The sequence below is a fragment of the Azospirillum sp. INR13 genome (genome assembly GCF_015390205.1).
Taxonomy (GTDB): domain Bacteria; phylum Pseudomonadota; class Alphaproteobacteria; order Azospirillales; family Azospirillaceae; genus Azospirillum.
On record NZ_VUOI01000007.1, the window covers coordinates 19558 to 34294 of the forward strand.

Consider the following 14737-nt stretch of genomic DNA (forward strand, 5'->3'; position numbering starts at 1 on the left):
GGTGCGGTAGTTTGCCGCCCCCCTCCCCCGCCACCAGCACCGGCACCTGGGAGAAGGTCAGCCCTTCGGCCTGGAGGTCGGCCTTGCCGGTGGCGACCTGCGCCGGGATCAGCCCGCCGGCCATCACGGTCACGTCCAGCCCGTCGGCGTAGGGCAGCTGCATGCCCTGCGTGTCGAAGCGGTGGTAATAGGGGTTGCGCTGGAACAGCAGGTGGCTGCCGGTGCCCTTCGACAGCGCCATCCAGGGCTGCAGCGTCGGTTCGTCCGGGTTCTCCATGCGGAACATGTCGTCACGGGCGTTGTGCAGGGCCGCCCAGTTGCGGACCTTGTGCTTGGCGATCAGCGGCGCCAGCTCCGCCTCGCCGGTGTAGCGGGCGTGGAAGCGCTTCAGGTAATGGGCCGGCCGGTAGATGAAGGGCGGCCGGGCGGCGGCGAGCGCGGGGAGGAAATAGGGGTTCGGCTCCTCCCAGCGGAAGCGGGCGGTGACCGCGTCGGGGAAGCTGACCTGCGGCGGCTTGCCGTCCACCAGCATGAAGCGCGGCGGGCCGGACGGCGACAGCATCGGATCGTTGGCGATGTCCTCCCACCAGTAGCGGATGTCGTCGCTGGTGAAGGGGGCGCCATCGGACCAGCGGTGGCCGGCCCGCAGGGTCAGGGTGAAGTCGCGGCCGTCGACAACGGTGACGTCCTTCAGGATGTCGGGGACCAGCTCCCGCTTCTCGTTGTAGCCGACCAGCCGGGCATAGCCGTAGAGCACGGCGATGCGGCTGTTGCGCCGCTGGGTGATGAAGCTGCGGATCCAGCCGCCGGACCGGCCGAGGTCGCGGCCCTTCGCCGTCGGATCGACGATCAGCGGTTCCTCCGGCATGCGCTGGCGGACGGGCGGCAGCAGGCCGTAGGTGACCTCGTCGCGCAGGAGCGCCGGTTCCTGCGGGGTGAAGGCGGCGGCGGGGGTGGCGAGGAGGAGGGCGATCGTCAGGCTGAATGTTGCTTGGCCGAGAGAGCCGGATCTCAATCGGCCGTCATTCCCGCGAAGGCGGGAATCCAGCTTTTCCGGCATCGTCGCAGCGGGAGCACCTGGATCCCCGCATTCGCGGGATGACGGCCGAAAAGATGGTCGGTGATGACCCTCATGCCGCCTGCCTCGCGAAATGGCCCCTCACGAAATGGCCGGGCGCGGCCTCCACCAGCGGGGGCGGGGCGCCGTCGGGGGTGGGGCGGAAGGGTTCGGGCCACAGGTCGGGGGCGCCGGCGCCTAGCGCCACGGTGGCGACGTCGATCGGGCGGCCGACGTCCGGTTCCGGCGAGGCGGCGATCAGCGCGCGGGTGTAGGGGTGCAGCGGGGCGGAGAACAGCACGGCGGGCGGCGCCTGCTCCATCACCCGGCCGGCGCGCATCACCGCCACCCGGTCGGCCAGCCGCGCCACCACCGCCAGATCGTGCGAGATGAACATCAGGCTGAGGCCGAGCCGCCGCTTGATCGATTCCAGCAGGTCGAGCACCTGCGCCTGCACCGACACGTCGAGCGCCGAGGTCGGTTCGTCGCAGATCAGCAGCTGCGGGTCGAGGGCGAGCGCGCGGGCGATGCCGATGCGCTGGCGCTGGCCGCCGGAGAAGGCGTGGGGATAGCGGCAGGCCCAGGCGGGGTCGAGCCCGACCTGCGCCATCAGCGCCCGGACGCGCTCGCGCCCCTCGCCGCGGCCGCAGACGCCGTGGATCGCCAGCGGCTCCGCGATGATCTCGCCGACGCTCATGCGGGGACTGAGGGAGGCATAGGGGTCCTGGAACACCATTTGGGCACGGCGGCGGTAGGCGGTCAGCTCCGGCCCCGCGGCGGAAAGGAGGTCGAGCGGCGGCTCCCCGGCGGACGGCCGGAACAGCAGGCGGCCGCCGGGGTCCGGCCGCTCCGCCAGCATCGCAAGCCGCGCCATCGTCGTCTTGCCTGATCCCGACTCGCCGACGATGGCCAGCGTTTCCCCGCGGCGGACCGACAGGTCGATGCCGTCCAGCGCCCGCACCCGTGTGGACCCGCGTTCATAGGTCTTGGCGACGCGGTGGAACTCCAGGATGGCGTCCTCGGCACCGGTGTCTGGAAGCGCGCAGGTCATCTCGGGGATGGAGGGGGCGGCGGCCATCAGCTTGCGGGTGTAGCCGTGCAGCGGCCGGCCCAGCACGTCGGCGCAGCAGCCGGATTCCATCACCCGGCCGGCGCGCATCACCACCACGGCGTCTGCCATGTTGGCGACCACGCCCAGGTCGTGGGTGACCAGCAGCACGGCCATGCCGGTCTCGGCCTGCAGTTCCTTGATCAGCGCCAGCACCTGGGCCTGCAGGGTGACGTCCAGCGCCGTGGTGGGCTCGTCGGCGATCAGCAGCTGCGGACGCGCCACCATCGCCATGGCGATCATCGCCCGCTGGCGCAGGCCGCCCGACAGCTGGAACGGGTAGGAGCGGAAGGCGCGCAGCGGGTCGGGGAAGCCCACCCGCTCGAACATGGCGAGGCACTGGTCGCGGGCGCTCCGGCGGTTGCAGTGGCCGTGCAGCCGCAGCACCTCCATGGTCTGGTCGCCGATGCTGTGGAGCGGCGACAGCGCGCTCATCGGTTCCTGGAAGATCATCGAGATGCGGCTGCCGCGGATGTCGCGCAGGCCCGACCGCGGCAGGCGCAGCAGGTCGACCGCCTCCGGACCCCGGCCGAACAGGATGGAGCCGCCGCTCACCTCCGCCCCGCGCGGCAGGATGTCCAGGATGCTGCGACAGGTCAGCGTCTTGCCGGACCCGGATTCGCCGACCAGCGCCACGCTCTGCCCCGCCCCGACCGAGAAGCCGACGCCGTCGACGACCGGACGGTCGACCGGCGCATTGCGGAAACGGATCGTCAGGTCCTCGACCTTCAGCATCGTTGCGTCTCCAGGAGGAATGCCCTCTCCCGCCCTGGGAGAGGGAGGGGACCCACGAAGTGGGGAGGGTGAGGGGCAATGTGGACATGGATCATCGCCCCTTGCCTCACCCCTCACCCTTCCCATGCTCCGCATGGGTCCCTTCCCTCTCCTGGGGCGGGAGAGGGACTTCGCCGGCCGGTCCCTCGCTGGTCAGGCGCTTGCCGATCTGCTGGATCACCCGCATCGGCAGGTCCGGCACCGAGGGCAGAAGCCGCAGCATCGCCGCGCCGTCGAGCCGCAGCAGCCGCAGGTCGGTGCGCGCCCGGATGGTGGAGAAGCGGCGGACGCCGGCCAGCAACTCCACCTCGCCGATCACCTCCGGCGGCTTGATGTAGGCGATGTGCAGCGGCGGCTGGTTGTCAGGCATCAACCGCACCAGCTCCGCCTCCCCCTCCGCCAGGACGAAGACGAATTCCGACTGCTCGCCGCTGCGGTAGATGAAGTCGCCGGCCGATACCGCCCGCCATTCCGACGCCGCCAGCATGCGGCGCAGCACCGTTTCCGGCAGGTCGGAGAAGACGGGAGAGCGCGACAGCAGCCGCAGGGCCGGCTCGTCGGTACCCTCCCCTTCCCCGGGCATCGCGTCCTCCTGCTGGTCGGCGCCGTTCTGGCCGCGCCGGACCAGCCGGCCGTCCTCCAGGTCGTAGATTCGCGTCGAAGGCCGGGTTGTCGGTGATCCGTTCCTCCAGCACGATCATCGTCATGGTCGGCAGGAGTTCCTTCATGCGCAGGAAGATGCGCAGCCGCTCTTCGGGGTCGTAGCTGTTGAGCGCCTGATAGATCACGAAGATGTCGGGCTTCTTCATCAGGCCGCGGATCAGCTGCACCCTCTGCCGCACGCTGATCGGCAGCAGCGAGCCGCCGATGCCGACCTCTCCCAGCGCCACCAGGATCAGCACGAAGGCGCGCGCGTCGGTCCGCTCCAGCGCCTCGTCCACCAATGCCCGCAGCTGGGTGATCGCGCGGGGATCCTCCGTTGTGATGCGGCCGAACAGCAGATTGTCGATCACGTTCAGGCGCGGGTGGTAGAGATCCGGATCGAAGACGGCGACCTTGTCGCGCAGCTCTTGCGGCATGTCGTCCAGCAGGCGGCGGCGGATCGCCATGATCGCCTCGCGCTCCGGCTGCGGGGCGAAATCCATGCCGTCGCGCTTGGGCACGATCATCAGGAACATGGTGGCGAACAGCAGCGTGTCCGCCTCCTGGTGGCGGCGCTGGGGCCGCTCGGACCGGCGCTTCAGGCGGGTGACCGCCTCCACCAGCTCCTCGAACAGGGAGTCGTCGATGTGCGGGTAGCGCATGATCATGACGTCGCCGTCGGCGCTGTCGCGGTAGACGCTCACCACCCGCATGGCGAAACGCCGGCCGAGACGCACGGCGGACTCCCACAGCCCGTGCGCCTCCATCAGGGCGCGGATGGTGGGGTCGCCGACCATGCGGGCGACGGTCAGCCGCTTGCCGTCCGGCAGGCCGAACAGCAGGTTCTCCGCCAGGCTGGCATAGGGGTTGAAGCGGTCGCGGTCGAAGCGGGCCAGCAGCTTGTCCATCCCGCGTTCGCCGATGGCGTCGCGCAGCCAGTGGCGGGCGCGCAGAAGCGGCTGGGCGACGAAGGGATAGTCGTCGGGGTCGAACACCTCGCGCAGGCCGCGCTGGTAGACGGCGCTCTCGCCGCCGGTCGCCGCCAGGCACTGCATGAACCAGGGCCGCAGGCTGGCCCAGTCGGTCGCGCCGATCATGGCGAAATCGGTCCAGATGCCTTCCATGCTGTCGGCGGAGTTGCCGGACGCCTGGGCCTCCACGATCTCGCGGCGACGGGCGGGGCTCATGGTTTCCGGATCGTCGGGCGGCGGGCGATGGCGCAGCCCATAGGTGATGTTCTGCATCATGCTGCCGGTGAACATGCGCGGTTCCGGACTGGCATAGGCCATGCGGCGCCCCAGCAGGTCGAGCGGCAGCTGGTCCAGCGTCTGGTCGCCGATGGTGATGCGGCCGGAGGTCGGCGGCGACAGGCGCACCAGCACCTCGGCCAGCCGGCGCAGCGCCAGCGCGTTGGTGCCGGCGATGCCGACCAGCGCGCCCGGCGGCACGTCCAGCGACAGCCGCTGCAGCATGCGGTCGCCGTATTCGTTGGCCCAGGTCACCGCCTCCAGCCGCAGCGGGGCCTTCAGGTCGGCGGGCGTGGCGGGCGTCGACGGGCTCCACTCGAACAGGAAGGGCGGAGAGAACTGGTCGGCGATCTGCTCGTACTTGATCTGGGCGTCGATCATGTTCTGGTAATAGTCGAGCAGCTCCTTCCAGGGAGCGGTCAGGTCCTTGAAGGCCGACAGCGCCGCCACCAGCGCGCCGATGGTCAGGTCGCCGTGCAGGACCAGATACCCGCCGATGGAGAACAGGAAGAAGGGGGTGATCTGGTTGATGAAGTTGTTCAGGAACTTGACGAAATACTTGCGCTTGTAGATCTCCAGCCTGATCCAGTAGATGCTGCCGAGATACTGCGAGAATTCCGCCAGCACGTAGCGGATGGTGCCGTTGACGCGGACCTCGCGGACATTCTCCACGCTTTCGCCGATGCGTTCGGACAGCTGCCGGACCTTGCGAACCCGCTCCTTCCCCAGCAGTTTCACCTTGATCTGCAATTTGGGGATGATATAGGCCTGCACCGGGATCAGCGCGATCGACACCAGCCCGATGGTCGGCTGCTGGATGAACAGGAACAGCAGGATCGTCAGCATCGTGCCGCCCTGGTAGAGCGGCTGGGCGAAGGAATCGCCGATGAAGCCGGCCAGCGGTTCGGTTTCCGACGCGACGGTGGAGATCAGCTCTCCCTGGCTGACCTTGGAGAAATGCGGCAGCGGGAAGCGCAGCATGCGGTCCAGCAGCATGAAGCGCAGCCGCCGCACCTGCCGTTCGCCGACCACCCCCTTGAAGGTGTTGATGCGCATCTTGAAGGCGCCGTTGGCCAGCACCAGCGCCAGGAAGGTGAAGCACAGCACCAGCAGGTAGGTCACCGGACCCATGGTGACGCCCAGGATCTCGCGCACCGGCTGGGGATCGGACAAGGCCCGGTTGATGATGATCTTGGGCAGTTCCAGCGATGCGTAGAGCACCGGGAAGGACGCGATGGTCAACAGGGCGAGCAGGATCTGCTGTCGGCCGCTGTGCTTCCAAATGAACTGAAAAATATTGCGGTCCATCAAAGGCCTTCAGCATCGCGACCGTCGTCCGCCCCCGCGGAGCCCGGCATGGGTGCCGGGAGCCTTGCGGGCGGAAGGGACTGAAGATTGGCGTCAGCCGGGCCGTTTTCCACTGCCGGCCTTACGCCTTCGCCCGGCATGCCTGCCCCCGGCATGGGCGCCGCGCCGCTCAGCCCTCCACCCGCCATGCATGGTAGGGCCAGCGTTCGTCCGCCGGCAGGTCGAGCGGCGTCCAGTTGGGACGCTCCAGCGGCCGGTCGGACAGCACGACGCCGCCCGGCAGCATCAGCGCGTCGATCAGCGGCGCCAGCCAAGCCGCTTGGCGGGCGTCGTGGCTGCGGTCGGTGCTGCCGAAATCGGCGTGGGCCAGCCGGGCGCAGCGGCCGAACCGCTCCGCCGCCGCCGGCATGGTTTCCTGGAAATCGCCGACGAACAGGCGGTCCTCGTCGGGCGTCAGTTCCGGCGGTACGCGGACCCACATGTCGAAGACCAGGATGTCGCGCGGCGGGAACAGGTGGCGCAGATGGTCGAAGGTGCGGCCCTTGCCCAGCCCCACCTCCAGCACCATGCCGTCGCGGCCGGCGACGGCACGCTCGGCCCAGGCCAGCGCGTCGCGCTGCACGGTCAGCCGATCGATCATGCGGTCGAGCAGCGACCGGGATTCCATCTCTTTGCCCATACCGGCCCCCATCGGCCCCTCCCCTGCGCTTCGCGGATCGGCACGGGCGTAGTGTGAAAGGCCGCGCGCGTGCCGTCGAGACAAAATGTCGCATGGTCGGGGCCGGCGGGTGCCCCCGCCCTGCCCGCTTACGGGCGGCTCGGGTCGAAGCGCTTCGCCAGCCCCTGCCAGCAGCGGTAATAATCGTGCTGAAGCTCGGCAGTTTCCAGTGCGTACCGCGTCGGACGGATGACGGCGCGCGTTTCGAACATGAAGGCCATGGTGTCGCCGACCCGCTGCGGCCGGGTCGTGTCGGCGGCGGTGGCCTTGGCGAAGGTCTCCGCATCCGGCCCGTGGCCGCTCATGCAGTTGTGCAAGCTGGCACCGCCGGGCAGGAACCCTTCCTCCTTGGCGTCGTAGACGCCGTGGATCAGGCCCATGAACTCGCTGGCGATGTTGCGGTGGAACCAGGGCGGGCGGAAGGTGTCCTCCTGCACCAGCCAGCGCGGCGGGAAGATGACGAAGTCGATGCTGTCGACGCCGGGCGTGTCGCTGGGCGATTGCAGCACCAGGAAGATCGACGGATCCGGGTGGTCGAAGCTGATCGAGCCGATGGTGTTGAAGCGGCGCAGGTCGTATTTGCAGGGCGCGTGGTTGCCGTGCCAGGCGACGACGTCCAGCGGCGAGTGGCCGATGGGCGCGCTCCACAGATGGCCGTCGAACTTCGCCACCAGTTCGAAGGCGCCTTCGACATCCTCGTACCAGGCGTCGGGCGTCAGGAAGTCGCGCGGGTTGGCCAGCCCGTTGGAGCCGATGGGGCCAAGGTCCGGCAGGCGGAAGGGCGCGCCGTAATTCTCGCAGACATAGCCGCGCGCCGTGCCGTCCGGCAGTTCGACGCGGAAGCGCAGGCCGCGGGGGATCAGCGCGATCTCCTGCGGTTCGACCTCCAGCACGCCCAGTTCGGTGAACAGGCGCAGGCGGCCCTGCTGCGGCACGATCAGCAGCTCGCCGTCGGCATCGTAGAAGAAGCGCCCTTCCATCGACCGGTTGGCGGCGTAGAGATGGATGCCGCAGCCGGCCTGCGCCTGCGGTCCGCCGTTGCCGCCCATGGTGACGAGCCCGGCGACGAAGTCGGTCGGGGCGTCCGGCATCGGCGGCGGGTTCCAGCGCAGCTGGGTCGGCGGGGCCGGCACCTCGTCGAAGCGGCTGGTCAGCCGGCCGGACTCAAGTGGCCGGAACGGCTCGTGCACCACCGCCGGACGGATGCGGTAAAGCCAGGAGCGGCGGTTGTGCGCGCGGGGCGTGGTGAAGGCTGTGCCGCTGATCTGTTCGGCATAGAGGCCGTAGGGCGGGCGCTGCGGCGAGTTGCGGCCGACGGGCAGCGCGCCGGGCAGCGCCTCCGTCGCGAACTCGTTGCCGAAGCCGGATCGGTAGGTGAAGGCGGAGGGCGTCATGCGGGCTGCTCCCTTATCCGGGGGATGCGGCCGGCGTGGAGCCGGGCGCGACCATTTGTCGCTCATATAGTTTCTTTTGAAACTATGCGCCAGTGGAAATTGGGGGGAATTCCCTCTCCCCGGGGGGGGAGAGGAATTCCCCCCTCAGTTCATTGCGCGGTCGGGGAGGTCCAGCAGGAAGTCGCCGCCTTCGTCATAGCCGGCGGTGCGGATCACGCCGTATTGCGGGGTCTGCGGCGCCTCGCGGGTCACGTCCTCGCGGACCTCCTGGTAGAGCGCGAAGCCGTTGCTGTCCTTCGGCAGCGCCAGCACCCGCTTTTTCAGCGCGGTGGCGAAGGGGGAGTTCACCTCGCCATCGGCCACCGGTTCGTCGCCGCCCGACGACAGCGCCATGACCGACCGGCGCTGACGGATCTCCTGCTCGCCGGCGATGCGGGCGGCGTCGACCTTCTGTTCCTTGGTGAAGGCGCCGGAATAGCAGCTGTCCGACACCAGCATCACATGCTTGGCCGGCATGCGGCTGAGGAAGCGGCCGATGTCGTTGTTCGACACCCAGTTGCGGGCGCTGGTCGTCTCCGCATCGGCCGGCAGCCAATAGCCGGCACCGGTCTCCGCCAGCTCATAGCCGTGGCCGGCGTAATAGACCATCACCTGGTCCTGCTCGCCCACCTCGCGGCCGAGCTTGCGCAGCGCCTCGCCGATCTGTGCCTTGGTCGGGTTGCGCAGCACCCGCGTCTCGAATCCGAGATGGTCGTTCAGCGCCTTGCCCACCGCCTTGATGTCGGCGTCCGGCGTGGCCAGGGCGGGGAATGCGGTATCGCGGTAGCTGTCGACCGCGATCATCAGGGCGATCTTGCGCGGCTTGGGCGGAGCGGCCGGGTCGGGTGTGGCGGCGGCAGCGTCGATGGCGATGCGCTGCTCGGTCGTCTTGCCCGCCTCGTCGGTCATGGTCAGCGTGGCTTCGGTCGCCCCCGGCTCCACCGGGATGCTGGTGCGGAACTGCCCCTGCTCGTCGATGAAGACCCAGCGGCCGTTCACCCGCGCTTCGGCCAGATTGGCGCTGTCGGCGACGATGCCGCGCAGCGTCATGGTGCCACCGCGGGTGCGGCCGCCGCGTGCCTGCTGCAGGCTGGGCGGCGCCGAGGAGGCATTCGGCCGGCCGAACATGTCCGCCGCCGCCGGGTTGGCCACCAGTTGGCGGAGCGCGCCGGAGAAAGCCTGGGTGCGCTGCTCGCGCTCCACCCGCTGCACCATGGCGAGGTAGGTGCGGGCGACCTGGGGCGGCAGGTTGGCCTGGGTCACCGTGACGCGCACCTGGGCATAGCCGCCGGGCTGGCCGGCCGCGCTGTTCTGCAGGATGCCGCCGACGCGCACCGCCACCGGATCGCTGCTGGCGGTCAGGCCGCCGATCAGGGTGGGGACGGGAACGCTGGCCAGCACGGCGCGCTGTTCCGGCAGCGACAGCGTGCCGGTCGCCAGCGTCGTCACCGCCTGGGCCATGCCGCCGCCGCCGGCCGCCTGGATGATGGAGCCGGCCGCCGCCTGGACCTGGGGCGAGGCGAGCAGCTGGGGCCCCGGCTGCGACAGGGTGGCGCCGGACGCGTAGGCCTGCGTCGCCTCCGCCGTGAAGGTCACGGACCGCCCGGACGCCAGGACCACCGTCGCCGGAGCGGGCGGCGGGGGCGGCGGAGAGGCCGGGCCGCTTCCGCCCGTCTGGGTGGTGCCGGAGGATTGGGTGCCCTGCCCTGCCGCGCCCTGGGTGTCCGTGCCCTGATTGGCCGTGCCCTGTTCCAGCGCCGACAGGAAGGTCTGCGGGGCGGCCGCGCCGGCTGAGGCGCCGGCCGTCGATCCGGTCGCCGAGTTGCCGGCAGTCGTGGCCGGGTTCGCGGCGATCTGCGCCACCGTCTGCAGCACCGTCTGCACCGAACTGTTGCCGGCCGCGGCGGACTGGCCGGCCGACGAGGATGTGGTGGTCGACGGCGTGTTCGAAGAGCCGGTGTCCGTGGTGCCGCCCGTCGATCCGGTCCCGGTGCTGCCCGTGCCCGTTCCGGAGGTATCGGTGCCGGTGGACGGCGTGCCGGTCCCGCCGCCGCTTCCATCGCCGCTTCCGGGCGTGGTGGGATCGGTCGGCGTTGTCGGAGTCGGGGGGGTGGTCGGCGCAGTGGGGACCTGCGGCACCGTCGGCGTCACCGGCGGAATTACCGGAGGGGGCGGTGGTGGGGGAGGCGGCGGCGGCGGAGGTGGCGGCGGTGCAGGCGTGCTGCTGATCACCACGTTGCCGTTGCGGTACAGGTCCAGCGCCATCCCGCCGGTTCCGGCGATGCCCTGCAGGGACACCTCCCCGGCCGCGGCCACGATCCGGATCTCGCCGTCCGTTTCGGCATCCAGGCCGATCCCGGCGACATCATACGTAACGGCCGATGCACCGCCCTTGCCGGTGATGGAGACGCCGCCGGACGAGGTGAGTGTCGCCGTACCCTGGATCTTGACGCCCCAGGCCTCGTCGGCATCGACTTCGGTTGCATCCCCGGTCAGGACGATCGCGTCCGCAGCGGTCGAGCTGGAGTTGATGACCGGCCCCCCTCGGGGTCGGAGGCGATCAGCAAGCCGGCATTCCAGCCGGAATAGGAAACCGCCTTGCCGTGGATCGCGATCCTGCCGGTGCCGGACTCGAGCCTCGACACGCCAGTGATGGAGACGCCGTGGCCCTGGTCTCCGGAATCGCTGCCCTCCCCGCGGATGGATATGGCGCCGCCGCCGGAGTCCAACAGGCTGGCGGCGATGGCCACACCGGCCGCATCGTCCCAATCGCCCTTGGCGGCGTACAACGTGGGGTCGATGCCGCCACCCATGGTGATGGCGCCGCCCTGGGTCGTGATGCCGCTGGCGGTCAGGCGGATGGCCCCTTTGTCGAGGCTTCTCGCGCTGTTCAGCGTCACGGGGGAGCCGCCGGTCGAGATCTGGCTTTCCGTCAGATACACCCCATAGCCGGCGTTCAGCGTCACGGCGCCGTTGGAAATGACGTTGTTTCCGTAGTCGAGCAAGAGGTTGGCGGCGGACTCCAGGGTGATGGGACCCGCTTCGTTGCGGAGGGTCGCGCCGCTCAGTCGGCGTTGTCGGAGTCGGGGGGGTGGTCGGCGCAGTGGGGACCTGCGGCACCGTCGGCGTCACCGGCGGAATTACCGGAGGGGGCGGTGGTGGGGGAGGCGGCGGCGGCGGAGGTGGCGGCGGTGCAGGCGTGCTGCTGATCACCACGTTGCCGTTGCGGTACAGGTCCAGCGCCATCCCGCCGGTTCCGGCGATGCCCTGCAGGGACACCTCCCCGGCCGCGGCCACGATCCGGATCTCGCCGTCCGTTTCGGCATCCAGGCCGATCCCGGCGACATCATACGTAACGGCCGATGCACCGCCCTTGCCGGTGATGGAGACGCCGCCGGACGAGGTGAGTGTCGCCGTACCCTGGATCTTGACGCCCCAGGCCTCGTCGGCATCGACTTCGGTTGCATCCCCGGTCAGGACGATCGCGTCCGCAGCGGTCGAGCTGGAGTTGATGACCGGCCCCCCCTCGGGGTCGGAGGCGATCAGCAAGCCGGCATTCCAGCCGGAATAGGAAACCGCCTTGCCGTGGATCGCGATCCTGCCGGTGCCGGACTCGAGCCTCGACACGCCAGTGATGGAGACGCCGTGGCCCTGGTCTCCGGAATCGCTGCCCTCCCCGCGGATGGATATGGCGCCGCCGCCGGAGTCCAACAGGCTGGCGGCGATGGCCACACCGGCCGCATCGTCCCAATCGCCCTTGGCGGCGTACAACGTGGGGTCGATGCCGCCACCCATGGTGATGGCGCCGCCCTGGGTCGTGATGCCGCTGGCGGTCAGGCGGATGGCCCCTTTGTCGAGGCTTCTCGCGCTGTTCAGCGTCACGGGGGAGCCGCCGGTCGAGATCTGGCTTTCCGTCAGATACACCCCATAGCCGGCGTTCAGCGTCACGGCGCCGTTGGAAATGACGTTGTTTCCGTAGTCGAGCAAGAGGTTGGCGGCGGACTCCAGGGTGATGGGACCCGCTTCGTTGCGGAGGGTCGCGCCGCTCAGGATGATGTCGCGCCTGGAATTCGGGCCGGCTTTGACGGCAATGGCGCCATCGCCCCGCACGATGACGCTGGACGCGCCGCTGATGCGGACGGCATCGCTGCCCATGGGGCTCTCGCCGCCGCCCTCCTTGCCGGTGACGGTGACCGCGCCGCCGGACGTGCTCAGCATGGTGTCGTACAGCAGAACGCCGACATTCCCGCCATGCATCATGCCGTTACCGCCGGTTCCATTCAGCGTGATGGCGCCGGTCGTCGTGATCAGATCGCTGTCGTACAGCGCGATGCCGTGGTTGCCCTCGATGTCGTTCTCGCCGCCCTGGCCGTTGAGCAGGATCGAACCGGCGCCGGTCGAAATGGTCGCATGGTTGAACTCCACGCCGATCCGGTCGGTCTTCGGCGAATATTGGCCGGACAGGCCGGTGGCGGGATCGGTCGCCGGGTTCGCGCCGCCACCGACGATGAAACTGCCGCCGTTGGTGGAGATGACGACGGGCTCGTTGCCGGATTTTCCCGACACCCGGACCCGCCCCTCGTCGCCCGCCGCGCCAGCGTTCAAAGTCACGGACAGCGCGCCTGCGCCGGATATGATGCTCTCGTTGACGATGACGTGGCGGTGGGCCTTCAGCGTCAGCGACGCATCTCCCCCGGCCGATTTCTGGATGGCCTCGTTGACCGTGATGTCGCCGTCATCGCCCACTCCCGCGTCGGTCTGCAGCGTGACGGCGGTGCCGGTATTCAGCGACGCTTCGATCGTACCGGCGCTGATGGTCCCGCCGGACGACGACACTATGATGTCGGTCGGATCGAGCAGCCAGGACCCGCCCTTCCCTGCCGACGCCCCGGCATCGACCCGGCCGCGCACCTGCAGCGACAGCTTGCCGGACGTCTCCACGAAGCCGCCGTTGCCGCCTGCCGCACCGCCGCGGGCGGAGACGGCGCCGTCGAAACGGGTGCTGCCGTCGGCCCACACCACGACCTTGCCACCCTTGCCGTTCCCGGTGGCGTCGGCAGCGATGGCCGCGCCCTGAGCCACAACCGTCTCGGTCGACGGCGGCACCGGCTTGCGCGCCGGGCGGATGTCGTAGCCGGCCAGCGTGGCGGCGGACGCCTTGCCGCCCTGCACGTCGCCGCCGATCAGCACCTCCCCTCCCCCGGCGGCGCCCGACGCGGTGACGCGCGCCGATGCCGTCAGCGCCGTGCGGTTGCCCGACACGATGACGGAGCCACCACTCTGGCCGGCGCCGCTGCCGCCGGCATCCAGCGTGCCTGACACTTCCACCGCGCCGCCGTCGCCGAGCAGGACGATGTCGCCGCCCTGCTGTTCCACCCGGCGGGCCTGGACGGTGCCGGACATGTTGACGACGCGGTCGACCAGCCCCTTGGCGGCCGACGCCGTCATCTGAACCCGGCCGCCGTCCGCGAAGATCTTGCCGCTGTTGCTGACCAGGGCGTCCACCGGCTTGCCGTCGGCACCGACGGGCCGCGCATCGGTCTTCGTATCGGATTGGGCGTCCACCGCGATGTTGATCTTCTGGTCGCCGAACAGGTCGACGACGAAGCGCCGGCCGGAGGCCAGGGTCACCTCGCCCATGCGGGCGTTGATGGTGCCGCGGTTGGCGACGCCGGGCGCGACCAGCGCCGCCAGCCCGGCCTCAGCCACTGTGATGGTGCCCTCATTCTCCACCGTCGCGGTGGAGCCGGCCCGGCCTTCGAACTTGTAGCGGCCGGCCATGAAGTCTTCGTTGCGGATGTCGTGGGTGGTGGCGACCAGCCCGCCGACATCGACGCTGGCGTTCGGGCCGAACAGGATGCCGTTCGGGTTGACGAGCCAGACCTGCCCGTTGGCGGTCAGCCGCCCCATGATGGCGGAGGGATCTGGGCCGGTGACGCGGTTGAGCGTGATGGAACCGGCGTCGGGCTGCCGGAAGTTGGTGTGCTCGCCCTCCCTGATGCCGAAGCGTTGCCAGTCGATCACCGCCTTCGAGGTGGATTGGATGATGTCGAGCCGGCCGGGTCCTGTGGACTGGATGGTGGCGCTGCCTTCGGTGACCACGCCGCCTTCGGGGTTGGCGAAGGCGGGCAGGGCCGGCAGGCCGAGGGCGGCCACGGCGGTGATGACCGCCAGACGCGCCGCTCCCGCCAATGCGGTGGTGCGGCACAGGGCGTGCCTCAGCCGGGTTCCGATGCGTCCCTCTCGGGCGTCCACAGCCTGTCCCACCGATCCGTCCTTCACACCCGATCCCCGCATCACCGATCCACTCCCCAGCCCAAGCCCCCGATGCTCGCGGGAAGGCGATATCCTGTCCGGCTTCTTGGAATGCGAAACATTTTAGCGACGCAGGTCCGGGGCGGAAATGCCGAAAGTGGTGACGGAGTGTTTCGTTGCCGCAATGCGGGAGGA

At 69.9% G+C, this 14737-nt stretch carries 8 protein-coding genes and 1 pseudogene; 2 read left to right on the plus strand and 7 right to left on the minus strand.

Features of this window, described 5'->3' with window-relative positions:
• The first annotated feature begins 11 nt into the window (after window positions 1–11).
• Window positions 12–152 carry a hypothetical protein gene (locus F1643_RS22570; RefSeq protein WP_255542564.1) on the plus strand — a complete coding sequence of 47 codons (141 nt, stop codon included), beginning with the start codon at window positions 12–14 and terminating at the stop codon, window positions 150–152.
• 29 nt (window positions 153–181) lie between these two features.
• On the opposite strand, the pseudogene F1643_RS22575 reads toward F1643_RS22570, so the two are convergent.
• A pseudogene (locus F1643_RS22575) lies at window positions 182–736 on the minus strand (ABC transporter substrate-binding protein); the annotation flags it as partial.
• Here F1643_RS22575 and F1643_RS24575 point away from each other — a divergent pair.
• Window positions 635–1102: a hypothetical protein gene (locus F1643_RS24575; protein ID WP_370540535.1), complete on the plus strand. Its 468-nt coding sequence runs from the start codon at window positions 635–637 to the stop codon at window positions 1100–1102. The pseudogene F1643_RS22575 and the gene F1643_RS24575 sit on opposite strands and share 102 nt — an antisense overlap.
• A 28-nt stretch (window positions 1103–1130) precedes the next feature.
• On the opposite strand, the gene F1643_RS07840 is transcribed toward F1643_RS24575, so the two are convergent.
• The 6 genes from F1643_RS07840 to F1643_RS22590 form a co-directional block, all read right to left on the minus strand.
• Window positions 1131–2900 carry an ABC transporter ATP-binding protein gene (locus F1643_RS07840; RefSeq protein ID WP_194912414.1) on the minus strand — a complete coding sequence of 590 codons (1770 nt, stop codon included), beginning with the start codon at window positions 2898–2900 and terminating at the stop codon, window positions 1131–1133.
• 106 nt (window positions 2901–3006) lie between these two features.
• Window positions 3007–3381 carry a cyclic nucleotide-binding domain-containing protein gene (locus F1643_RS22580; RefSeq protein ID WP_370540532.1) on the minus strand — a complete coding sequence of 125 codons (375 nt, stop codon included), beginning with the start codon at window positions 3379–3381 and terminating at the stop codon, window positions 3007–3009.
• On the minus strand, window positions 3302–6136 hold the full coding sequence (locus F1643_RS24580) for an ABC transporter transmembrane domain-containing protein (protein ID WP_370540518.1): 2835 nt from the start codon (window positions 6134–6136) through the stop codon (window positions 3302–3304). Before F1643_RS24580 ends, F1643_RS22580 begins: the two co-directional genes overlap by 80 nt.
• 169 nt (window positions 6137–6305) lie before the next feature.
• Window positions 6306–6827, minus strand: a complete 522-nt coding sequence (locus F1643_RS07850; protein WP_194912416.1) for a class I SAM-dependent methyltransferase — start codon at window positions 6825–6827, stop codon at window positions 6306–6308.
• 116 nt (window positions 6828–6943) lie between these two features.
• A complete protein-coding gene (gene hmgA, locus F1643_RS07855) occupies window positions 6944–8248 on the minus strand; it encodes a homogentisate 1,2-dioxygenase (protein ID WP_194912419.1) in 1305 nt (434 codons plus the stop codon).
• 144 nt (window positions 8249–8392) lie between these two features.
• Entirely contained in the window at window positions 8393–14554 is a 6162-nt protein-coding gene (locus F1643_RS22590) for a filamentous hemagglutinin N-terminal domain-containing protein (protein WP_370540519.1), read from the minus strand.
• Window positions 14555–14737 lie beyond the last annotated feature (183 nt).

What these genes read in the sequence shown, in the direction of transcription:
- F1643_RS07840 (WP_194912414.1), bottom strand. Translation starts at nt 2,900, where the DNA reads ATGCTGAAGGTCGAGGACCTGACGATCCGTTTCCGCAATGCGCCGGTC.
- F1643_RS24580 (WP_370540518.1), bottom strand. Translation starts at nt 6,136, where the DNA reads ATGGACCGCAATATTTTTCAGTTCATTTGGAAGCACAGCGGCCGACAG.
- F1643_RS07850 (WP_194912416.1), bottom strand. Translation starts at nt 6,827, where the DNA reads ATGGGGGCCGGTATGGGCAAAGAGATGGAATCCCGGTCGCTGCTCGAC.
- hmgA (WP_194912419.1), bottom strand. Translation starts at nt 8,248, where the DNA reads ATGACGCCCTCCGCCTTCACCTACCGATCCGGCTTCGGCAACGAGTTC.